This is a genomic window from Aerococcus sanguinicola, assembly GCF_008726925.1.
Lineage (GTDB): Bacteria > Bacillota > Bacilli > Lactobacillales > Aerococcaceae > Aerococcus.
Genome location: NZ_VYWO01000001.1, coordinates 105,665 through 128,629, shown reverse-complemented (window position 1 = coordinate 128,629; position 22,965 = coordinate 105,665). Strand labels below are relative to the sequence as shown.

The window sequence follows — 22,965 nt, the reverse complement described above, 5'->3', positions numbered from 1 at the left end:
TTTTGCCCCTTCAAACTATGGTATCATAGGAAAGAAACAGGGCCTAAGACCCGACACTCAGACAGAAAGGAATTTATCCATGCGTTTGAAAACTCAATTGGCTGCTTTAGCCGGCCGTGCCTCTTACTGGGGGCTCCATACCTTTACCAAGGGCGGGTCGAGTTTGCCTGGCAAGATTGCCAAGAAGATCGATTCGAATGTCTTAGAGGAGCTCGCTAAAGACTACCGCATTGTGCTGATTACAGGAACTAATGGGAAGACGGTAACGACTGCCCTAGCAGTCAATATCCTCAAGCAGGTCTACCCTAATATCTTGACTAATCCAACAGGGTCTAACATGATCCAAGGTATTACCTCAACCTTCGTCAGCCAAGCTTCGACCAAGTCCGGCCAAGAAAAAATTGCCATCCTCGAGGTGGATGAGGCGAGCCTGCGCCATGTGACTGCCCAAGTGACTCCCGAATTGATTGTGGCGACCAATATCTTCCGCGATCAGATGGACCGCTATGGGGAAATCTATACCACCTATGACCTGATCCTAGAAGGGGCCAGCAAGGTGCCCCAAGCCCAGCTGCTCTTGAATGGGGACGCCCCCATCTTCTCTTCTAAGGAGACAGCCAATGACCGCGCCTATTTCGGCTTTGCCAACGCCAATAAGGAAGAAGATTTCCTGGCCCATTATAATACCGACGGGATCATCTGTCCCCAGTGTGAACAGGTCCTCCACTACCACATGGTCACTTATTCCAACCTGGGCGACTTCTTCTGTCCCCATTGCGGTTTCAAGCGGCCCGACCTCCAGCATGCGGTGACGGCCATCCATAACTTGACCCCAGACCAGGCCAGCTTTGCCATTGACGGTGAAGACTACAGCATTCCCGTCGCCGGCCTCTACAATGTTTATAATGCCTTGGCCGCCTATTCGATTGCCAAGCACTTTGGCCTTGACCATCTAACGATCAAACGCGGTCTAGCCTCCGCCCAGCGGATCTTCGGCCGGCAAGAAACCATTCAAATTGAAGATAAAGAGGTCCGGATCAACCTGATCAAGAATCCAGTAGGCCTTAATCAAATCATTGAACTGATCAAGCTCGAGCAGGATGACTTCGACCTCATCACTATCCTCAATGACCAGCCGGCTGATGGCCAGGATATTTCTTGGATCTGGGACGGCAACTTTGAAGACTTGGCCCAGCTGGACAAGGTCCAAGACACAGCCTATGCCGGCATGCGGGCCGAAGATTTGAAACAGCGCTTAGTTGTTGCAGGCTTCGACAAGGACCAGCTAGACCCTGTCGCAGACGCAGTTAGCCTGATTCAGTACATTAAAGACTCATCATCTCACACAGTTTATATCTTAGCCACCTACACGGCCATGCTCGAACTCAGACGGGCCCTGGCTGCTAGTGGCTATGTAAAGGAGCGGATGCAAGCATGACCCTTAGAATCTGCCATCTCTACGGCAACCTTATGAATACTTACGGCGACAATGGCAACCTCCTCATGCTCCAATATCTGGCCAAGGAGAAGGGAGAGACCGTCGAAACGGACCTGGTCTCCCTCAATGACCCCTTCGATCCTGAAGCCTATGACCTGGTCTTCTTCGGAGGCGGCCAAGACTATGAGCAGTCCCTAGTCGCCAAGGACATCCAAAAGAAAAAAGCTCCCCTGACCCAGTACATTGAGTCAGGCGGCGTGGTAGTGGCCATCTGCGGCGGCTTCCAACTTCTAGGCCACTACTACATCAATGCCCAACACCAGCGTTTGGAAGGTCTGGGAGCCATTGACTACTACACCGAAACTGAAGCCAACCGCTTGATTGGTGACATCGAGATTTACAATGACCGCTTTGACCTCAGCCTCAAAGGCTATGAAAACCATGCCGGTCGGACCTATCTCGGCCCCGGTGTCCAAGCGCTCGGCCAAGTCCAATCTGGCTTCGGCAATAATGGTCAAGACCAAACAGAAGGCTGCCTCTATAAGAACACCTTCTGCTCCTACTTCCACGGTCCCCTCTTGGTCCGTAACCCCCAATTAACAGACATCATTATTGACCTCGCCCGTTCTGGCAAATAAAAAATGCCTTAGCCCAGCTTTTTAAGTCTGGTCTAAGGCATTTCCTTTAAGAGCTATTCTTCTGAATCCCATTCCGCTAGGAGGTCCTCTTCATAGAGGCCGGAGACTTTACGGTACCATTTGAAGAAGTAGGTAAAGATCAGCTTAAGGATGGCATAGCTTGGGATAATAATGATAATGCCCAGGATACCGAAGAGTTTCCCCCCAGCGATCAAGAGCAGCATGATGGTGACTGGGTGGATGTCCAAGTTAGAGCCCAAGATATGGGGTGAAATCACCCGGCCCTCAATGGTTTGTTCAATCATGAAAACGACAAGGACCTTGACCACCATGATGGGACCCTGAACAATAGCAATAATCACCGCCGGAATCATGGCTAAGAAGGAGCCGAGATAAGGGATTAAGTTCAGAAAGCCTGCGAGGACACCCAGGATAATACCGTACTGGAGCCCGATAATCGAATAGCCCAGCATGAACATAATAGCTACTGAGATACCGACCATAATTTGCCCGCGCACATAGGCTGACACTTGTTGGTTCATCTCAAAGAGCAGCTGCATGGTCGATGACCGGATGGGATTAGGTACCACCAAGGCCAAGTTTTGCTTGAGCTTGGGCCCATCCTTTAACATATAGAAGAGGATGAAGGGGGCTGTCACAATCGCCAAGATAAAGTTAGAGAGGACACCCACAATCGATCCGATCGAATCAATGGCCGAGTTAAAGATCGTCGACCAGTTAATGGAATTGCCCTGGATGAAGTTGAGCCCCCAGTCATTCAAGAGCTTGACCCCCTCTTCGAATAAAGGATTGTGGTAGAAGCGTTGCAGGGGCTGGTCATAGCTAGAAATTAACTCATCCCAATTAGACACCAAGGACTGGGATTGGGCAAAGAAGATTGGCGTAAGATAAGTTAGGATGAGGACCACAATGGCCATAAGCACGAGGACCAGGATGGCCCCCCACTGCCGCTTGAGCCCCCGCTTCTCCAAGTGGTTAACGATCGGTACGGTCAAGTAATAGAGGATGGCTGCCAGAACGATTGGCAGGGCAATCACACTCACAAAATCGATCACCGGATGGAAGAGATGGGCGATCCGACTAAAGATCAATAGGAATAAGGCAATTAGGATGAGTACCAGCAAGAGTTGGAGCCAGCGGTTACTCAAGAAGGAACGGAAGGAGTGGTAGTTAATCTTCTGCAATTGGTCACTCCGTTCCTGCCAGTACTGGTTCATTTTATCATTTGGGCTTCGCTTATCAGCCATCAAAGTCCCCCCTTAAGGAATCGATTTACTTTTATATATTTAAGTATACAATATTTTTTGAGGTCAGTGAAAAGCCAACCATTAATTTATAGTAAAATTAAGATTGAAAGGTGGATTTAATATGGATCAATTTTATCTCGGGGCCTATACGGATGGCTCCAATACCGGCATCCATAGCCTGACTGTGGATCCTAAGTGCAACCAGCCAGTGTCTGACCGGCTTCTTCTTGAGGAAGCTGACCCCTGCTATTTTTGCTTATCAAGAGACCAGCGCTCGCTTTTTACCCTGTCGAACCAAGCAGGAGCGCCTGGCCTTAGCCACTACCGCTGGACAGCGTCAGGCTTTGAACAAGTCGACCGGCTTGCTTTTCTCAGTGAGCCGGCCTGCTATGTCAGTCTGAGCGCAGATGGGCACTACCTGCTCTGTGCCTCATATCGTGAAGCTAGTCTTATCTTAATCAAAGTCCAGGCAAATGGCAATCTTGAACTAGCTGATATTGTGCATCGGTCTGGCTCGGGCCCCCACCCGAACCAAGACCAGCCCCACTGTCATTACTTTAAGCAGTACCGAGACAGCCCCTTCTTCCTCGCCTGCGACCTGGGAACAGATGAGGTCCTCGTCTATCGGATCCAAGCGAATAAGCTCCAAATGGTGGACAGCCTGAAGCTGACAGCAGGCTCGGGGCCCCGCCACCTTGTCGCCCATCCTAGCCTGCCCTATCTCTATGTCCTGAGCGAGCTATCCTACACGGTGGATGTGGTCCAGATTGACCAAGAAGTCGGCCATTTAACCCCCTTGAAACGTTACCAGACCTTAGACCAAGCGCCCCTGGGCTTCAATTCCAGCGCTGCGATCCGGATATCTTCGGACGGCCGCTTCCTCTACTGCTCTAATCGCGGTGAGAACAGCTTAACCGTCTTCGCTATTAATAAGGATGGCCAAGGCTTGGAGCGCATCCAAGTGATCGCTAGCCAGGGAGACTTTCCACGGGACTTCAACCTATCGCCCGATGAATCCTACCTCCTCGTGGCCCACCAGAATGATGGCCACTTGCGCCTCTTCGACCGGGACCCGGCATCCGGCCTATTGCAAGCCCGAGACTTTGACTACCAGCTCGACCAAGTCGTCTGCGTCCAAAGTATTTCTTAAATTTTCATCAAATTTAAGCCAGGAAGCCTTCATCCAGCTAAAACTTTGATATATTGAAGACTGCTTATTTTATCGCTTAGAAAGGAAAAGCTGCTTATGCTTGAACTCTTAAAAATTATCTTAATCGGCCTCATTGAGGGGATCACCGAATGGCTCCCTATCTCAAGTACGGGCCATATGATCCTGGTAGAGGAATTTGTCCAACTCCAAGTGCGTCCTGAATTCTGGGATATCTTCATTGTCGTCATCCAACTCGGGGCCATCCTGGCTGTTATTTGGATTTACTTCAACCGGCTCAACCCCTTCTCCCCGCAAAAGACCAAAAAAGAAAAACAGGAAACCTGGGAGACCTGGTTTAAGGTGGCAGTCGGTTGTATTCCCGCCGCTGTCCTCGGTCTCTTAATCGATGACTGGATGGAAGCCCACCTGATGAATTGGTTAGTGGTCGCCCTGGCCCTCATTATTTATGGGATTGCCTTTATCTTGGTGGAAAACTATAACAAGACACGGAGGAGTCAGGTCAACAGCATGCAAGAGCTCACCTACCGTCGGGCCTTCGAAATTGGCCTCTTCCAGTGCCTGTCGCTGGTACCAGGGACTTCCCGGTCAGGCTCTTCCATCCTCGGGGCAACCATCCTAGGAACTTCCCGCCCCGTAGCCGCCGACTTCTCCTTCTTCATGAGCATCCCTATCATGTTCGGGGCCAGCTTCCTCAAATTGGTCAAGGCCTTCTTCGAGGGCTTCCGCTTCACTGGCACCGAACTCGGCTATCTGGCAGTAGGCATGGTCGTGGCCTTCCTCGTTTCCGTTATCACTATTAAGCTCCTCCTCCGTTACATCCAAAGCAATGACTTCAAGCCATTTGGTTGGTATCGGATTGTGCTCGGGCTTATCGTCATTATCTACTTTGCTTGGATCCGTTAATATCAGAGTCTTAGCCGCCCAGCTCAGCTGGGTTTTTTTTCATGCAAGAAAAAAGGGAAGACCCTGCTTCCCTAATGACTTGTTTTATCTAATTCTTGGATTCGAAGAATTCCTTGTAGATGGCTGCCACAGCGCGCTCTTCTTCTTTTTCGTTGATGCCAAACATAATGGAATTCTCGGATGAACCTTGGTTAATCATGTCGATATTGACCTGGGCTTCGCCAAGGGCCTTGGTTGCCCGCGCCATGAGTCCAATCTTGTGTCGCATATTCTGCCCAACCAGCATGACTAAGCAGAGATTGTCTCGTTTTTCGACAACGTCAGCAGCCGTCTTGACCTTGATTTCAACTAGGAGGTCTTGGAATTGCTTGGCCGTGATCATTTCTTCTTTGAAGACAATGTCAATGTCGTCGATACCAGAAACAATGTGTTCCAAGCTGATGTTATAATCTTCGAGCACATCCAAGACCCGGTTAATGAAGCCCACTTCCCGGTTCATCATATACTTACTGATATAGATGGAGGCAAAGCCCGACTTGCTGGCAACTCCGGCAAGCGGATATTCCGACTCCGACCGGGTCCGAGTGATCTTAGTCCCTGGGGCAGACGGATTGTTGGTGTTCTTAACCACCACTGGAATTCCTTCTGCGAAGGCAGGGTAGAGGGCCTCGTCATGGACCACGGAGAAGCCAGAATAGGAGAGTTCCCGCATCTCCGTATAGGTGAGGTCTTCAATCGGCACCGGATTTGACACAATATTAGGACTGGCTGAATAGATACAATCCACGTCGGTGAAGTTCTCATACAATGTGGCCTTGACCCCATTGGCGAGGATGGCCCCGGTCACATCGCTTCCCCCGCGTGAGAAGGTCACCAATTTGCCTGTCTTGGTGAAGCCAAAGAAACCTGGGAAAATAATAATTTCATCATAGTCTCTCAAAGCAAAGAGATTTTGATAGGATTCAGGTAGGATTTGCGCATTGCCAGGCTCATCTGACAAGTAAAGCCCTGCTTCTTTGGGGCTAATATAGCGGGCAGGAATCCCTTCTGAACGAAGGTAAGCGGCAATTAACTTGGCGCTGTTGTCTTCCCCGCTCGCCTTCAAAGCGTCCATGAAATAAGATTCTTCTGTCGTGTCCCCTTCAATTAAGGCTTGTAGATTATGAGAAATCTCACTCACAATATCTTCGTCAATGGCCAAGTCCGTTGCGATTTCCTTGTAACGGTTGACAATTTGATTAAAGACATGGGAGACTCCCTTGTTCCCATTGAGCACCTGGGAAGCCAGGTCAATTAAGAGGTCGGTCACCTTGGTGTCTTCAGGGAAACGTTTACCAGGGGCCGAAACGACCACGATACGTCGGTCAGCGTCACTTACAATGATATCTTTAATTTTTTTAATCTGCTCGGCACTAGCAACCGAACTTCCACCAAATTTAATCACTTTCATCAGCATAACCTCATTCATGTTTAATTTTCTCATTTCCTTATAATATAACACAGCTAAACTTCCTAGACAAGAAACTTTCATTGGCTTTTTCAGGAAAGTATTGTTTTTGATCGGGCTTTAGGCTATGGTAGAGGTATTATATTTTCGCCATAACTAGAAAGGAAGACATGACAATGACTGGGGACTTAGAGGCTTTATTAACTGCGGTTGATGACTTGGAGGAGGAATTGATTCAATTGCGCCGAGACTTCCACCAATACCCTGAGACGGCCTGGTTGGAATTCCGGACCACCGCTCGAATTATTAGCTATTTAAAAGCACTTGGCATCCCCGTGCATTACGGACCGGACCTGGTCGATCCTCAATTTGCCTGGGGTCGGCCCGATTATGCGACCCGGCAAGCGGCTATTGAGAGAGCGATTGACCAAGGCGCTGACCCCCAGCTGGTTCGCCAAATGGCCGGCTTTCCCGGGGCTATGGCCCAAGTCGATACCGGACGCCCTGGTCCCCATCTGGCCTTCCGCTTCGATATCGATGCCAATGACCTCCAGGAGACCCTGAAAGCTGACCACTTCCCCAACCAAGCAGGCTTCCGCTCCAAGAATAGCCAGGCCATGCACGGCTGTGGTCATGATGGGCATACAGCGATGGGCTTAATCCTAGCCCGCCTCGTCCACCGCTACCAGGAGGCTTTTACTGGCAAAATCTCCTTTATCTTCCAAATGGCAGAAGAAGGCGTGCGCGGCGCCCGGGCCATGGTAGAGGCAGGCCTGCTCGAGGGGGTCGATTACCTCTTAGCTTGCCATATCCTCCAGAGTCCCCACAATGAGCTGGCCTTCTACAGTGACTGGTCTGGCCTCTATGCCACCAGTAAGTTCAATGTCACCATCCACGGACGGTCTGCCCATGCAGGCCTCGCCCCAGAATCCGGGCATAATGCCATTCTGGCAGCCACTTCAGCCATTGCCAATATGAACATGTTCTTCCAAGATTCCCATGGCAATGGTCGGCTCAACATCGGGACGATCAATGGAGGGACTGGACGCAATGTCATCCCTGATTTCTGTTATTTTGAGGCGGAAACACGGGGACCTAGCCAGGAGGTCAACCAGCACCTCTATGACAAGGCGGTGACTTCCATCCGGGCCGCCTGCGAGATTTACGACTGCCAGTATGACCTGGAGATTGTGGGCGGTTCCATCAATGCCCAGGCCAGCCCCGAACTTGTAGAAGAGGTCTACCAAGCCAGCCAGAAGGTCCCTGACTTTAAGGCCTGCTACCGCCACTATGCCAACCACGGCGCCACTGATGACTTTGCCTATATGATGCAGGCCGTCCAAGACCAAGGCGGCCAGGCCACTTACGCTGTCCTCGCTTGCTCCCTGGCTGCGGGCAACCACAATGATGCCTTCGACTTCGACGAAAGCTGCCTCAAAGCTGGCGTCAAAGCCTTCCTCTCCACCCTCTACCAGATCAGCCGCCGCCCATAAGATAAATGAAAGGCCCTGCTCCAGAACGTCACTGGAGGCAGGACCTTTTTCTTTTTTAGTGTTCTAAGAGTGACTGGTAGAGCTGGATATAGTCTTCGGCCGGACCACGCCAGCTAAAGTCCCGGCTCATGGCCTCTTGGATCAGACCTTGCCAAGCCTTATCATCGTGCTCATAGACATCCACAGCGTAGTTAACAATCTTCAGGAAGTCGCGGCCAGTAAACTGGTTGAAGCTAAAGCCGGTCCCTTCCCCTGTAAAGTGGTTATAGGCTTCGACTGTATCCGCCAAGCCCCCGACTTCATGCACCAAGGGCAGGGTCCCGTAGCGCATGGCAATCATCTGCGACAGGCCACAGGGCTCAAAGGCACTCGGCATCAAGAAGAGGTCAGAGCCGGCATAGATTTGCTGGGCCAAGTGGACATCGAAAGCGATATAGGCACAGAAACGTCCCGGATACTTGTGTTCAAAGTAGCGGAAGGAATGTTCAAATTCATCATCCCCCGTACCCAGAACTAAGATTTGAACCCGGCGCGTATTCAAAAGTTCTTCCGCCTTCTCTTGAATCAGCTGCATGCCCTTTTGTGGCGTCAGTCGGGAAACTACTCCGAGTAAGCAAGCATCTGGATCCTTAGCCAGGCCAACCCTTTCTTGAAGTTTGAGCTTGTTCTTCACTTTGGCTGTCTTGACCGTCTTGGCATCATAATTAACTAGCAGATTAGGATCTGTCTTGGGATTGTTCAAGTCATAATCAATTCCGTTAATAATGCCCCGGATTTTAAAGTGGTTATCCCGTAAGCAAGCATCCAGCCCTTCGCCAAATTCCGGTGTCTGAATCTCGCCGGCATAGCGAGGGCTAACGGTGCTGACAATATCAGAGAAGTTAATGCCTCCCTTGAGGTAATTGACGGCGCCGTAGTGCTCACAGCCCTTGTCATGGAAAGTCGCATCCGTGGTATTGAAATAACGGTAGAGCGCTTCCTTGTCCGTCCAACCCTGGAACTGAATATTATGGATGGTAAGCACCTTGCGAATATCTTGATAGGCCTCCAGCCAGTGGTACTTGTCCACTAAGAGGGCTGGAATCATGGCGGTTTGCCAATCATTAACATGGATAATATTCGGGATAAAGTCTATCTTCTCCATCATTTCAATGACAGCCAAGTCAAAGAAGGCAAAGCGCTCGCAGTCATCCTCATAACCATATAAGCTAGGCCGGTTAAAGTAATCCAAGTTATCCACAAAGTAATAGGTCAAGTCATCCAATACTAAGCGCTTGATTCCTACATATGCCTGGCGCTGGTAGCCCATCTCCACTTGGAAGTTCAAGAGGTCTTCGCAAGCTTCCTTATATTCTTCTGGCATGAGGGTGTAATAAGGAAGAACAACCCGCACATCAATTCCTTGAGCTTTCAGCGCCTTGGGCAAGGCATAGGATACATCGCCCAAGCCCCCTGTCTTAAAGAAGGGGGCCGCTTCTGCTGAAGCAAATAAAATTTTCATTTCTGTCTCCTTTAATGCATGTCAACCGATTAACTTAGGCTTTAATTCGCGTATTCTTAGCCACAACTAGAGGTTTTTCAGGACTGCCCTCTAAGACAGCTCCAGCCTCAACATAGACCCGCTTATCCAAGATGGCATTCTTCACCCGGGCGCCTTCTTCAACCACACAACCCTGGAAGAGAATTGAATTCTCCACTTCAGCCTCTTCATGGATTTGAACCTTACGCGAAATTTGCGAATGGCTAATCTTACCCCGAATATTGGTATGGGTAGCAATCTGCGCATTATGAACCTTAGCATGGGCCCCATAGTAGCTCGGTGCCCCATTATGGGTCCGGGTAATAATGGGCAACTCCGTATGGAAGAGACTGGTAAAGGCCTCGCCCTCGAGCATGGATAGGCTGGTATCGTAATAGGCTTTCACTGAATCAATATTAGCCACAAAGCCCTTATATTCATAGCCTTGAACCGTATAGTCTAAGAGGTATTTTTCGATAATTTGGTCCAAGTTATCGTTGAGGTTTTCCGCATTGGCCTTGTCGATGATTTCGAGCAGGATATTGGATGGCATAATGGTCATATTCATATCGAAGTTCACTTCATCCCCTTCGATTGGCGTTACCCCTTCTTTAGCGAGGTCCGTCACATAACCCTTATCATCGATAGTCAATAGGTTTTCTTCAGGATGGTACTCGACAAAGCTCTTTTCCTTCTTGGCATAGAGCCGCATCACTTCTGCCGTCCCCTCTTCAAAAGCCTCCATCACAGCTAACAGGTTAACGCTAGCTAAGATCTTAGAGCCAGAGATGAAGACATATTCACTATTAGCCCGTTCAATAAAGATCTTATGGTCTTCATAGAAATCTCCAATCCGACTAGCTGCCTCATAGAGGGCCTTCTTGTGCTTCATCTGAGAATAGGTAAAAATCCCCCCAGAATTGGTATCTAGGTCCCAGGCCTGGCCTGACCGGATATGGTCGTAGACCGAGCGGCCCGTCTCATTAATGAAGATGGCCGCCGAACGAATATCGGCATGGGACAAGCTAGACAGGGTAAAGTCTAGCAAGCGATAGCGACAGGCAAAGGGCAGGGCCCCGATTGGCCGACTATCTGTCAGCGGAGCTAGCTTGCTATCATCTTCGGTCATATTAATAATGGCACTTAACTTATTCTTCTTCATTGTCGCTACCTCCCACTACTTCTTCATAGCCGACCACTTGGATTTGGTCCGGCGTCCCGATAACTTGTGCATTATCCGCAATCTGGGCACCCTCGCCCAGGATGGCATACTTAATCACAGCGTTTTGACCGACACGCGCCCCGGTCATCAAGACGGATTTCTCCACTTGGCTATCCTTGCCAATCTTCACATCCTGGGAAATGACTGACCGACTGACCCGTCCGCGGATAAAGGCCCCATCACAGACCATGGATTCGGTCACATCAGCCTCTTCCGTTAATAATTGCGGAGGAGACACCATGTTTTTACTGTAGATTGGCCAATCATTGGACCGGATATTGAGGGGGTGTTCAGGGTCCAGGAATTCCATATTGGCTTCCCAGAGGCTTTCGATGGTCCCCACATCCTTCCAGTAGCCATCGAAGGAATAGGCATAGAGGGCTTCCCCATTATCTAAATAGGCTGGAATGACGTCTTTACCGAAGTCTTCCATCTGTTCAGGGTCTGAGGTCAAATACTCGCGCAATTTATCCCAAGTGAAAATATAAATCCCCATGGAAGCAAGGTTCGACTTGGGTTGTTCAGGTTTCTCTTCGAATTCAATAATCTTTGACTGGTCGTCTGTATTCATAATACCGAAGCGGGAAGCTTCCTCCATAGGCACAGGAATAACCGCCACGGTACAATCTGCTTCGTGGGCCACATGGTCTTCAAGCATGCGCTCATAGTCCATCTTGTAAATATGGTCCCCCGACAAGATTAAGACATAGTCCGGCTTCTGGCTATCGATAAAAGAAATATTCTGGTAGATGGCATTGGCCGTCCCCTTAAACCACTTCTCTCCTCCATCTGTCGAGGAATAAGGTTGGAGGACATAGGCGCCCCCTTCATTGGAATCCAAGTCCCAAGGCACACCGACCCCAATATGGTCATTGAGGACGAGCGGCTCGTACTGGGTCATCACGCCGACTTTTTTGATGCCGGAATTGGCACAATTACTTAAAGGGAAGTCAATAATGCGGTACTTGCCACCGAAAGGAACGGCTGGTTTGGCAATTTCTTTGGTTAATTTACCCAGACGGGTGCCCTTACCCCCAGCAAGTATCATAGCTAATAGTTGTTTTTTCATAATGATCGAGATTACACTCTTTCCCCTCCTTCAACTAGGTCTTCTTTCTTCAATGGTTCTGGCCTCTCCGTCAAAAGCTGATCGGGCTTCAATAGGAAGGTCGACAGGGAGGGCAATACGATAGTTAAGGAATGGTCAAAACCCTGGTAGGGGACCTTCTCTGTCGTATAAGTTTCCTGCTGGTATTCCCAATTGCCTCCAAATTCTTGCATTTCACTGTTTAAGAGGACACGATAAGTTCCTGGATACGGTACCCCCAGACGGTAAGACTTGCGCTCCACAGGGGTAAAATTATAAACACAAACGATAAAATCTTCTAAGTCCCGACCTCGGCGAATAAAGGCGGCCGTCGTCTCCTGGTCGTCATCAGCTTCCAAGAAACGAATGCCTTCTGGGCTCAAATCCAACTGGTGGAGAGCTGTTTCCTCCTGGTAAACTTGGTTCAAGACCTGGATGTAGTGCTGGTATTCCCGGTTATAGGGTCGGTCCAAGTCTTCCCACTCTAACTGGCTGTAGAAACGCCACTCTAAGAACTGGCCAATTTCATTACCCATAAAGGATAATTTCTTGCCTGGATAGGTCATCCGGTAGCCTTCTAAAGTCCTTAAGTTGGCGAATTCATCATAGCGGGTCTGGCCCGGCATCCGACCGAGTAAGGATTCCTTGCCATGAACGACCTCATCATGGGAGAAGGGCAGGATGAAATTCTCATGGAACATATACATGAAGGTGAAGTTCACCAGCTTATAATGGTGGGACCGGTGGATGGGATCCAGGCTAAAGAATTTCAAGGTATCATTCATCCAGCCCATGTTCCACTTGAAGTTAAAGCCTAGGCCCCCTTCAGAAGTGGGCCGGGTCACCCCATCCCAGGCTGTTGATTCTTCTGCAATCATCAGGTAAGAATCATCCCTTAAGAAAATCTCCTGGTTCAAGCGGCGGAGAAAGTCCACCCCTTCCAAGTTGACATTATTGCCATAGCGGTTAGGCTGCCAGTCCCCGATATCATAGTCCAGGTAGAGCATGTTGGAAACTGCATCCACCCGCAGGCCATCCATATGGAATTCCTCCAACCAAAAGATAGCATTAGAAATCAGAAAACTCTGAACCTGAGACTTGCCAAGGTCAAAATTATAAGTCCCCCAACGGTTATTCACCGCCCGCTGGGGATCGGCAAATTCGAAACAGGGACTGCCATCATAATAGGCCAGGGCATCACCATTGCGAACAAAATGTCCCGGCACCCAGTCGACTAAGACCCCGATCCCCGCCTGGTGGCAGGCATCCACGAAACGCATCAGAGGCTCAAAGTCATGGCCAAAGCGCCCAGCAATCGAATAATAGCCCGAAATTTGATAGCCCCAGGAAGCCTCTAAAGGGTGCTCCATTAAGGGCATAAATTCAATATGGGTATAGCCCATTTCCTTAACATAAGGAATTAATTCTTCCCTTAAGTCATCAAAAGTATAGGCTGACCCATCTGGATGGCGGCGCCAAGAAGACATATGAAGCTCATAGATATTTAAGGGCTGGTCGTAAATTTTTTCTTTTTGGCGTCTGGCTAGCCAGTCCTCATCCTGCCAAGTATAGGCGGGCAGATCTTGGATGACTGAAGCGTTCTTGGGCGGCACTTCGCTAGCGAAGGCAAAGGGATCTTGCTTTTCCTTTTTCTCCCCTGATTGGCTCGTCACGACAAATTTATAGAGGTCCCATTCCTTAGCTTCTGGCTTAAAAATAGTCCAAGCCCCTGTCTTCCCGATGGCTTCAAGGGCCTCCTCCTGCCAGTGGTTAAAACTTCCAATCAAGGCAACCGCCTTAGCCCGGGGTGCCCAAACTGTGAAATGGTAGCCCTCCTGGCCAGCTTGGTTTCTACCAGGCTTGGCGCCCAGAAACTGATATGCGGAAAAATGATTGCCTAAATTGAAATAATACATCTCTGTCGCCAGCTGGTCTTTGGTCAATTGCGGCATATTCCCCCTCCTCCCTAAATAAAAACGCTTGCATTTTTTCTAAAAAAGAAAGCGAGAACAAATTTAATTGTTCTCGCTCTCTCCTAGACTAGGGATAAAGCTGTTCACATCAACTTTATCCGAGCACCTACTTCCCGTAGTGTTGCTTAGCAACTTGTGCTCTCTATATTCTCAATACACAGTTAAGTGTACTCAGCTCATCGCGAGATAAGTATAACATGGTTTCCACTAAAAAGGCAAGTTATTTCCAAGCCTCTTCATCAATAACTTCAATCTTATAGCCGTCTGGGTCAGTTACAAAGTAGTAAAATGGTTCTGTCCCAGGTAAACCTACATAGTCTGTTACGGGATAACCAGCTTCCTTATGAGCTTGGTGAAGTCCTTGGGCATCCGCCGTTACAATGGCAATATGCCCATAACCATCGCCTAAATCATAGGCTTCATGGTCATAGTTATAGGTTAACTCTAATTTATAGTCTTGGCCTGGTAGTGAAAGATAGCAGAGGGTAAATTCATTGTCAGGAAAGTCCCGACGTTCCACCTCTTCAAAACCAAAGGCATCTTGGTAAAACGTAATTGACGCTTCTAAATTTTTGACACGTACACATGTATGGTCTACAAATGCCATTCAATCATCACCTTTCCTTATGTCTATTCTACCTAACTTTCACGCATTTTAAAAGAAATATGATAAAAAAATGATAAGTTTATCAAAGAATTTTTGTGACCTTCATCTTTTAGTCCTTATGATTGAATGACCTGGCTGTTAGAGAAGTTCTTTTACTTGTTTACTCTCCGTAAGCGTCGGCTGATTATTCTTCTCATCATAAAGAAGGCCAAGTAAAAACAAGCTAAAATAAGGTTTATTTTTAACATGATTGATAAGTCTAGCCTTGCTGGACCTGCCCCTCCCCTCTCATCTTTAAGATAAGTTCATTCTATCACAAGAAACGAATTATTGCTTAACATAAAAAAGGCTAGCAAGGATTGCCTTAACAATTCTTGCTAGCCTTTTTGATAGCTGCTAAAGTTTTGCAGTTTTTTTATGCGGGTAACAGGACTTGAACCTGCACGGGAGTTACTCCCACTACCCCCTCAAGGTAGCGCGTCTGCCTATTCCGCCATACCCGCGTTGCTTAACACAAGATATATCTTACCGCATATCGGTTAAGCTGTCAACTATTTTTCCTAATTTTTTTAGAAAATAATATTTATTAGGAAGATATTGAGCAGGACAAAGCAGGCAATAGCAAGTAAAGACGCATAATAGCGATTGATCCAAGCCACCCGCGACTCATAGAGGTAATAGAGAAGCGGAATGGAGATAAGGAAGACGATATACTCCAGGAGCATCAAGAAGAGTACGAGAATGGAGAATAGCAAGGGAGCGATCAGGCTACAGAGCATAGCCAAGATCGAGAGGACCACTGTCAGGCTGTTCATCCCCATAAAGCGGGTCAACCATTCTAGGTTACTCTGATCCAGCTTAAAGATCAGGCGCATGGTAGCCTGGCTAACCGCTGCGATCAGCCAGAACATGACAAAGAAATAAACCAGGGCCTGGACAAAGAAGAGCCAAGGATTAAAGCTATAGTCAATATTCGGTAAGATGGAGATACTGGATAGCCAAGCATAATTGGAGAAGGCAAAGTTAGCCATAGCTGTTAGGGTCACCGTATTCGTCAGGGTCAGAATAATGAGCATGGCGACCCCATAATAGGAATTGATGTAGCTAGCATTCTGGATATTCTTAATCGGATTCCTTAAAAAAGCTAAGAAGCAGCGGAAAAAGTCTTTAGCATAGGCCGACCACTTCTCCTGGTCTGCCTTCTTCTTCCGGCTCAGCAGCTTGGTCTTCTTCTCTGCTTCTGCCTGGTCTGGCTTGACTTCTTCTTCCAAATAAAAATCATCGTCTGTCTGGAAAACCTGTCCACACTTGGGACAAACTAAATCGTTTTCCGCCAAGAGGCAGTCGCAATTTTGGCATCTTTTAATCATGAAAAACTCCTTTCTTTATTATTAAGGGTGTGAGAGAATGCGGGAGAAATAGACCTCTGGAGCAGAGAGCCAGAGAAGACTGCAAGTCTTCGGCGGATCTTTGTGAAGAGGAGCTATTTCTACATCCTCGAACCCGACTATAGGATGTGAGAGCGCGCGATCAGCTTCCTTTCAAGCCAGCTTCAGGTCCCTCGACTTGGACTAAGCCCCCCAAGCAGAGGCCGCAAACGATGCGGCTTTTCACGATTCGACGTTCACGTTCATACACTTGATGGCAGCATTGGCAACGGTAATAGTAGAGCTTACGCTCAGAGGGATCAAGCAAGTCCGGCACATAGTCGATGCCCCCTACTTCTTTTAAGAGCTCTTTGAAGTCCCAGTTTCCATGCCGGTAGCCCTGCCCTTCTCGGTAGAGGTGGTAGTGGCAGAGTTCATGGCGGATCACTTGGATCAATAAATCTTCATCATAACGGTCGAGGATTCTCGGGTTAAAATCCAATTTGCAGGACGGGGAATGGAAGCGCCCACCTGTCGTCCGCAAGCGCCGGTTCCAAATGGCCCGGTGCATGAAAGGGCGACCAAAGTCTTCTAAAGAGACCTTTTCCACCAGGGCCTGAAGTTTGTCAGCTGAATAGGTCGGTTTATTTTTCAATCATGGTCAGTCCAATCCGTCCTGTTTGGGTGTCTACCGATTCCACCCAAACATTAACAATTTCACCCACTGCGACGACATCGCTCGGATGCTTGACAAATTTCTTGCTGAGCTTGGAGATATGGACTAGGCCATCTTGCTTCACTCCGACATCCACGAAAGCGCCAAAGTCGACCACATTGCGGACGGTACCTTGTAGAGCCATCCCCTCTTTAAGGTCACTAAGTTTCAAGACATCAGAGCGCAGGATTGGAGCATCCAGATCATCCCGTGGGTCGCGTCCTGGGGCTAGGAGGGAGTCTTGAATATCCTTGAGACTTTCTTCCCCAATCCCATAATTAGCAGCCAGAGACGAAATATCCCAAGCCTTAATCTGTTGGCGGACGCTATCTTGGTGGATTGCTCCTAGGTCAATCCCCTGGTCAGCCAGGAGCTTTCTAGTGAGTTGATAGCTTTCGGGGTGGATAGCCGTCGCATCTAAGACTTCTTCACCATTGAGGATGCGCAGGAAGCCCGCACACTGTTCAAAGGCTTTAGGCCCTAGGCGTGAAACATCCTTCAGTTCTTTACGGTTCTTAAAGAGGCCCTTGTCATTGCGGTAGGCCACAATATTCTTAGCCACTGACTTGTTCACGCCGGAGACATGGACGAGTAAGGAAGGGCTTGCCGTATTTAAGTTTACCCCCACCCGGTTCACCACTGTTTCTACCGTAAAGTCTAGTGAATCGGAAAGTTCTTTTTGAGACACATCATGCTGGTATTGGCCGACCCCGATGGACTTGGGATCAATCTTCACCAATTCCGCAAGGGGATCTTGCAAGCGGCGGGCGATGCTGACGGCAGACCGCTCTTCAACATTGAAGTCCGGAAATTCCGCCCGGGCCACCTTGCTAGCAGAATAGACCGACGCCCCACTTTCATTAACGATCATATATTGAAGTTTTGGAAAGCGATCCTGGATTTGGTCCGCCACAAACTGTTCGGATTCCCGGCTGGCTGTTCCGTTCCCAATTGCCACCATTTCGACCCCATATTTTTCAACTAATTGGCCAAAAATTTGGGCTGCTTCTTCGACCTTGTTCACTGGATGCGTCGGATAAATAATCGCCTTGTCGAGGAATTTCCCTGTTTCGTCAACCACTGCCAGCTTGCAGCCGGTTCGGAAGGCAGGGTCCAAGCCGAGCACCACCCGCCCCTTGAGCGGTGCTTGCATGAGCAAGTGGTAGAGGTTCTCGGAAAAGGTCTCAATGGCATGGCCTTCCGCCTCTTCTGTTAATTCAGAGCGGATTTCTCGCTCAACAGCTGGCAGGAGGAAACGCTGCATGGCGTCCTGGATGGCTGCCTGGAGTTCCTTCAAGCTGACCGGATGGCCCTCAATGACCTGGTTGACCAGGTATTCTAAGACCGGAAATTCATCAAAATTGAAGCTTAAGCGCAAGATTTTTTCTTTTTCACCACGGTTAAGGGCGAGCACTTGATAGGGCTTGAGCTTGCTAATGGCCTGGGAGAAGTCGTAGTAGACCTTATAGACTTGCTTATTGTCCTCAGCCCCCTTGGCCTTCTCGCTCACTAGGCGGCCCTCTTCTTTGACATAGCGACGCAGCCACTGCCGGTAGCGGGCGGTTTCGCTAATCCATTCGCAGAGGATTTCGTGGGCCCCAGCTAGGGCATCTTCCACTGTGCCCACTTCATCGGACAGATAGGCAGCTGCCTTTTCTTTAGGGTCCCCCGACTTCGGACTCGCATAAAGCCATTCCGCCAAGCCTTCCAGCCCTTGTTCCTTGGCAATCGTCGCCTTGGTCCGGCGCTTGGGTTTGTAGGGTTCATAGAGGTCCTCTAATTCTTGCAGCTTGTTGGCCTTTAAGATTTCTTTTTTCAGTTTGGAATCGAGCTTGCCCGCTGCTTCAATGGTCTCTAGGATGGTTGCTCTACGCTTCTCTAAATTTTCAATATACTCATAGTTTTTTTGGATTTGACGGATTTCCACTTCATCTAAAGCTCCCGTTTGCTCCTTACGGTAGCGGGCGATGAAGGGCACCGTGTTGCCCTCAGCTAATAAACTAAGGACACTTTGAATTTGTTTTTTTGAATAAGTTGGCATCTCTTGATGCACTAATTTCAAATAATCTTCATTCATAAATCTGTGACACCTAACTTCCTTTAAAAATTCCCTTATAAGTTTTCATTATAGCATTCTTCTCCCGCTTGTACACGTTTAAAATAATTGCGGGAAATGCCAGTTAAAAATTGCAATTTCAAGGATTATCCACTATACTTACTATACATATTAGTGTACAAATCATAAGGGAGTAACCTGCAGCATGTCTGCGGTAATATCAACAGGCGCAGTCAATTGTATTGCTGGTATTACCTTAATTTGGTGAGACTTATGCTACTGGGGGATGACAGTAGTATGGGTCTTTTTTTACACTATTATATAATAAAAAGCTCAGCTGAGCGAAGAAGGAGTGTTTATAATTGGACGAACAACAGTCAGGGAAGAAATACTTCACCATGGATATTCCTGCCGTTGAAGAAGAATTCCAAACGTCGACTAGCGGCTTAAGCGATACCCAAGCCAAAGAACGTCTGGACCAATACGGCCCGAATGAAATCCAAGAAGGTGAAAGTAAGTCCACTTTCCAAAAGTTTATTGATCAGTTCAAGGATCTGATGATCATTATCCTGCTGATTGCCGCCGTGCTTTCAGTGGTTCTTGAAGGTTATGAGGGGATGGTCGACGCGATCATTATCCTTGCCGTCGTTATTATTAATGCCATCCTTGGGGTTATCCAAGAGAATAAGGCTGAGGACGCCATCAATTCATTGAAGGAAATGTCTTCACCCCAAGCCAATGTCCGCCGTAACGGTCAAATCCGCGCTATCGATTCGCGAGAAATTGTACCTGGCGATGTGGTTTTACTCGAAGCAGGGAATGTGGTTCCAGCTGATATGCGCTTGATCGAAAGTAATTCCTTGCAGATTGAAGAAGCTGCCCTTACTGGGGAATCTGTTCCCGTAACCAAAAACTTGGAATTGGTTGATGACAAGGCAGCTATCGGGGACCGCAAGAATATGGCCTTCTCCTCCACTAACGTGACTTATGGACGGGGTGCTGGGATTGTCACTGGTACCGGGATGAACACAGAGGTTGGTCATATCGCTACCATGTTGGATAATGCCGAAACCAAGAAGACCCCATTACAAGAAGACCAAGACAAGTTATCCAAGTTCCTAACGGTAGCGATCATTGTCATCGCGATCATTATCTTCGTGGTTGGTTTAGTCCAAGGCCGCTACTGGGTAGACATGCTCCTGACAGCCATTTCGATTGCCGTCGCTGCCCTACCAGAAGGCCTGCCTGCGATTTCAACCATTATCCTCGCTTTGGGTACCCAAAAAATGGCCGACCGCAACGCCCTTGTCCGCAAGTTGCCTGCTGTTGAAACCTTGGGGGGGACTGAAGTTATTTGTTCCGACAAGACAGGTACCCTGACTCAAAACAAGATGACCATTGAAAAAGTTTACTATAATGGGCAACTCCATGATGCGAGCGAAGAGATTGACTTCGAAGAGCCTGTCTTCAAGATTATGAATATGGCTAACGATACCACGATCTCAGAAGATAAGAGCCTAGCCGGTGACCCAACCGAAACCGCCATGGTGCAATTTGGGATCGACAAAGGCTTCCAACTTGACCAAGCTCTCGAAGCCCAACCTCGGATTGGCGAAATTCCTTTCGACTCCGAACGTAAGATGTCAACCACTGTTCACCCTAGCGCCGATAAGAGCCAAGGTCAATTTGTAGTCATGACCAAGGGGGCTCCTGATGTTATCATCGATAACTGTGACTACTACTATGAAAATGGCCAAGTCCATGAAATGACAGAAGCCTACCGCGAGAAACTTCTAACCGCTAACCACGACATGGCCGTTGAAGCCCTCCGTGTGCTCGCCATGGCCTTCAAGTATATCGATGAAGAAGCCGACGAGTATACTAGCCAAGAGCATGAACGTCACTTAGTTTATGCCGGTATGGTCGGTGAAATTGACCCTGAGCGTCCAGAAGCTAAGGATGCTATCGCAACCGCTAAGGCAGCTGGTATCCGGACTGTTATGATTACCGGTGACCACCAAACCACAGCTGCTGCCATTGCAGAGCGTTTGGGTATCATTACGGAAGAACATGACGAATCGGCTGTCACGACTGGGGCCTATCTTGACACCATCGATGACACCCAGTTGGAACAAGAAGTTGAACAATACTCGGTTTATGCCCGGGTTGCTCCTGAACATAAGGTCCGCATTGTGCGTGCTTGGCAGTCTAAGACCCACAACAAGGTCGTTGCGATGACCGGTGATGGGGTTAACGATGCGCCATCCCTCAAACAAGCTGATATCGGGATTGGGATGGGGATCACTGGTACCGAAGTATCTAAGGGTGCCTCAGACATGGTACTGGCTGACGATAACTTCGCTACTATTGTCCATGCCGTTGAAGAAGGACGTAAAGTCTTCGCCAATATCCAAAAAGCGGTTCAGTATCTCCTCTCCGCTAACTTGGGTGAAGTAATGACCCTCTTTATCGCAACCTTTGCGAACTGGACCATCTTAGAACCGATCCATATTCTTTGGATTAACCTGGTTACCGATACCTTCCCAGCCATTGCCCTCGGTCTAGAAGAAGCAGAACCTGACGTGATGGAACACAAACCACGTGGGCGCCGGACCAACCTCCTCTCTGGTGGGGTCCTGGAAGGAATTATCTACCAAGGGATCTACGAAGGTGGAATTACCCTCTTCGTCTACTGGTATGCGATTAACCGGATGCAAGTTGAGCACGTTGATGCGGAAGCCATGGCCTTCCTCACCCTGGCCTTCATCCAACTGGCCCATGCCTTCAACTGTAAGTCCGTTTACCGCTCACTCTTCTCGGGTAACCCCTTCAACAACAAGGCCTTCAACTTGGCAATCTTAGTATCAGCTGCTATGCTGATCATTACCGTCTTCGTACCAGGCTTAAACGATGCCTTCGGTACTGTTCACCTGGTAAACGATCCAAATGCTGGCCAAATGTGGACAGTCATCATTGTAGCTGCCCTGTCCATCATCCCTTACGTAGAGATCGTCAAATTCTTCCTACGTCAATCCGGCTATGCAGCGAAATCAGAAGACCATAAATAAGCCTTTAAGCTAGGCCTAAAAAAACAGAGCCTCCTGTCCATAAAGACAGGGGCTCTGTTTTTATTTGTTATGACCGCTTAAATAAAGAGATCCAAAATATCATTTAAAGACTTACCAAAGACAGTCCGACCTTCTGCTTCTTCAGCCTGATCTAAGGCCTCTTGCCGGTAGCTATTACGATGGAAACGGACAGCTTCATCTGCTTCCCCCTTGTTGTTCTGGTCTTCTTCCTCTAAGGAGTCAAGGGGTTCAGGTAAAGGCTCTAAATAGGCATAGGTGAAGCCGTACTTGGCTGGTAGAATAGCCTGGGACTTGCCGTGGTTATCATAACAGCGGAATTCCAAGTCGCCCTGGTCATTGTAACGGTAGGCGTAAGCCAGGAGCCAGTGGTTGCCATAGGGTGAGCCTAAGAGACCAGCTGTTCCTAGAACAAAGGGTCCATAGCCTGCTTGCATCAGTTCTGGCACATGAACTTCAGGGAAGAGGCCCAGCCTAACCCGGTAGCCCTGAGGCCCGAGTAAGCTATCCAAGCCCGAATAGATATTCCAGATAAAAGTGCCCTTGTGCAGGTGGTTGTCATCAACCAGCTCTTGACTGGCTCCCAGTAATAAGTCCTTATCTAAATTTCGCCCGGTATCTTCAAACACCCGGTCGTGCACCAAAACAGCCGTGACATAAGAGCCACAGATTCCCGGCTCCTCGCGGTTAATCCATCTTCTATATTTAGCAAAACGCTCTGCTGGCAGACCCTGCCATTGTTCAGTCATGCCTTTCCCTCCATCTCGCAAATTTTCATAGTCTTATTCTACCATTCCTTGGCTACTTTGTCAGACTTGGGACTAGGAATTAGGCCAAACGAAGCCTTTCGTCCTATCCCTAGCCCTTGCTAGGAGATAGGATATCACTGCAGGGCTTAAGCCCTGTTCGTTCACTTCCTTTGATTTTAGAAATTCTTTGTACTTCTCCAGTCATAACATGGTATCATAATAATTA

The 22,965-nt window shown here is 48.5% G+C and carries 17 protein-coding genes and 1 tRNA gene; 6 read left to right on the top strand and 12 right to left on the bottom strand.

Annotation, left to right across the window (positions count from 1 at the left end):
• Window positions 1–79 precede the first annotated feature (79 nt).
• The gene (locus F6I03_RS00700) at window positions 80–1,438 is read left to right on the top strand and encodes a Mur ligase family protein (protein WP_070430936.1); all 1,359 of its coding nucleotides are present in this window, start codon (window positions 80–82) and stop codon (window positions 1,436–1,438) included.
• Window positions 1,435–2,076, top strand: coding sequence for a type 1 glutamine amidotransferase (locus tag F6I03_RS00695; protein ID WP_070430937.1), 642 nt, complete (start codon window positions 1,435–1,437; stop codon window positions 2,074–2,076). The genes F6I03_RS00700 and F6I03_RS00695 overlap by 4 nt, the downstream gene beginning before the upstream one ends.
• A gap of 53 nt (window positions 2,077–2,129) precedes the next feature.
• Here F6I03_RS00695 and F6I03_RS00690 read toward each other — a convergent pair whose 3' ends face one another.
• The gene (locus F6I03_RS00690; protein ID WP_083290560.1) at window positions 2,130–3,344 is read right to left on the bottom strand and encodes an AI-2E family transporter; all 1,215 of its coding nucleotides are present in this window, start codon (window positions 3,342–3,344) and stop codon (window positions 2,130–2,132) included.
• 121 nt (window positions 3,345–3,465) lie between these two features.
• Between F6I03_RS00690 and F6I03_RS00685 the strand changes: the two genes are divergently transcribed.
• Together F6I03_RS00685 and F6I03_RS00680 are read left to right on the top strand one after the other, a co-directional pair.
• Window positions 3,466–4,494, top strand: a complete 1,029-nt coding sequence (locus F6I03_RS00685; RefSeq protein ID WP_070430938.1) for a lactonase family protein — start codon at window positions 3,466–3,468, stop codon at window positions 4,492–4,494.
• Window positions 4,495–4,590: 96 nt separating this feature from the next.
• Window positions 4,591–5,418 carry an undecaprenyl-diphosphate phosphatase gene (locus tag F6I03_RS00680; protein ID WP_070430939.1) on the top strand — a complete coding sequence of 276 codons (828 nt, stop codon included), beginning with the start codon at window positions 4,591–4,593 and terminating at the stop codon, window positions 5,416–5,418.
• Between the two features lie 88 nt (window positions 5,419–5,506).
• Here the strand turns inward: F6I03_RS00680 and F6I03_RS00675 are convergent, their stop codons facing one another.
• A complete protein-coding gene (locus F6I03_RS00675) occupies window positions 5,507–6,868 on the bottom strand; it encodes an aspartate kinase (RefSeq protein ID WP_070431014.1) in 1,362 nt (453 codons plus the stop codon).
• A 167-nt stretch (window positions 6,869–7,035) separates the two neighbouring features.
• Between F6I03_RS00675 and F6I03_RS00670 the strand changes: the two genes are divergently transcribed.
• On the top strand, window positions 7,036–8,358 hold the full coding sequence (locus F6I03_RS00670; RefSeq protein ID WP_083290561.1) for an amidohydrolase: 1,323 nt from the start codon (window positions 7,036–7,038) through the stop codon (window positions 8,356–8,358).
• Between the two features lie 55 nt (window positions 8,359–8,413).
• Here the strand turns inward: F6I03_RS00670 and glgA are convergent, their stop codons facing one another.
• From glgA to F6I03_RS00625, 9 genes are all read right to left on the bottom strand, one after another.
• Complete coding sequence (gene glgA / locus F6I03_RS00665) at window positions 8,414–9,859, bottom strand: glycogen synthase GlgA (protein ID WP_070430941.1); 1,446 nt, start codon at window positions 9,857–9,859, stop codon at window positions 8,414–8,416.
• 34 nt (window positions 9,860–9,893) lie between these two features.
• A complete protein-coding gene (gene glgD / locus F6I03_RS00660) occupies window positions 9,894–11,039 on the bottom strand; it encodes a glucose-1-phosphate adenylyltransferase subunit GlgD (RefSeq protein WP_070430942.1) in 1,146 nt (381 codons plus the stop codon).
• The gene (locus F6I03_RS00655) at window positions 11,026–12,168 is read right to left on the bottom strand and encodes a glucose-1-phosphate adenylyltransferase (RefSeq protein WP_070430943.1); all 1,143 of its coding nucleotides are present in this window, start codon (window positions 12,166–12,168) and stop codon (window positions 11,026–11,028) included. The genes glgD and F6I03_RS00655 overlap by 14 nt, the downstream gene beginning before the upstream one ends.
• An 11-nt stretch (window positions 12,169–12,179) precedes the next feature.
• Window positions 12,180–14,138, bottom strand: a complete 1,959-nt coding sequence (glgB, locus tag F6I03_RS00650) for a 1,4-alpha-glucan branching protein GlgB (protein ID WP_150983032.1) — start codon at window positions 14,136–14,138, stop codon at window positions 12,180–12,182.
• A 241-nt stretch (window positions 14,139–14,379) separates the two neighbouring features.
• Window positions 14,380–14,766, bottom strand: coding sequence for a VOC family protein (locus F6I03_RS00645; RefSeq protein ID WP_070430945.1), 387 nt, complete (start codon window positions 14,764–14,766; stop codon window positions 14,380–14,382).
• A 418-nt stretch (window positions 14,767–15,184) separates the two neighbouring features.
• Window positions 15,185–15,269: transfer RNA gene (locus F6I03_RS00640), tRNA-Leu, on the bottom strand.
• 66 nt (window positions 15,270–15,335) lie between these two features.
• Entirely contained in the window at window positions 15,336–16,136 is an 801-nt protein-coding gene (locus F6I03_RS00635; RefSeq protein WP_070430946.1) for a hypothetical protein, read from the bottom strand.
• Window positions 16,137–16,296: 160 nt separating this feature from the next.
• Window positions 16,297–16,788, bottom strand: coding sequence for a SprT family protein (locus F6I03_RS00630; protein ID WP_083290562.1), 492 nt, complete (start codon window positions 16,786–16,788; stop codon window positions 16,297–16,299).
• Window positions 16,778–18,925 (bottom strand): Tex family protein, encoded by a 2,148-nt coding sequence (locus F6I03_RS00625; protein ID WP_070430947.1) that lies wholly within the window; start codon window positions 18,923–18,925, stop codon window positions 16,778–16,780. The genes F6I03_RS00630 and F6I03_RS00625 overlap by 11 nt, the downstream gene beginning before the upstream one ends.
• A 377-nt stretch (window positions 18,926–19,302) precedes the next feature.
• On the opposite strand from F6I03_RS00625, the gene F6I03_RS00620 reads away from it, so the two are divergent.
• Window positions 19,303–21,972, top strand: a complete 2,670-nt coding sequence (locus tag F6I03_RS00620; protein WP_070431016.1) for a cation-translocating P-type ATPase — start codon at window positions 19,303–19,305, stop codon at window positions 21,970–21,972.
• A gap of 77 nt (window positions 21,973–22,049) precedes the next feature.
• Here the strand turns inward: F6I03_RS00620 and F6I03_RS00615 are convergent, their stop codons facing one another.
• The gene (locus F6I03_RS00615) at window positions 22,050–22,739 is read right to left on the bottom strand and encodes a hypothetical protein (protein ID WP_070430948.1); all 690 of its coding nucleotides are present in this window, start codon (window positions 22,737–22,739) and stop codon (window positions 22,050–22,052) included.
• Between the last annotated feature and the right edge of the window lie 226 nt (window positions 22,740–22,965).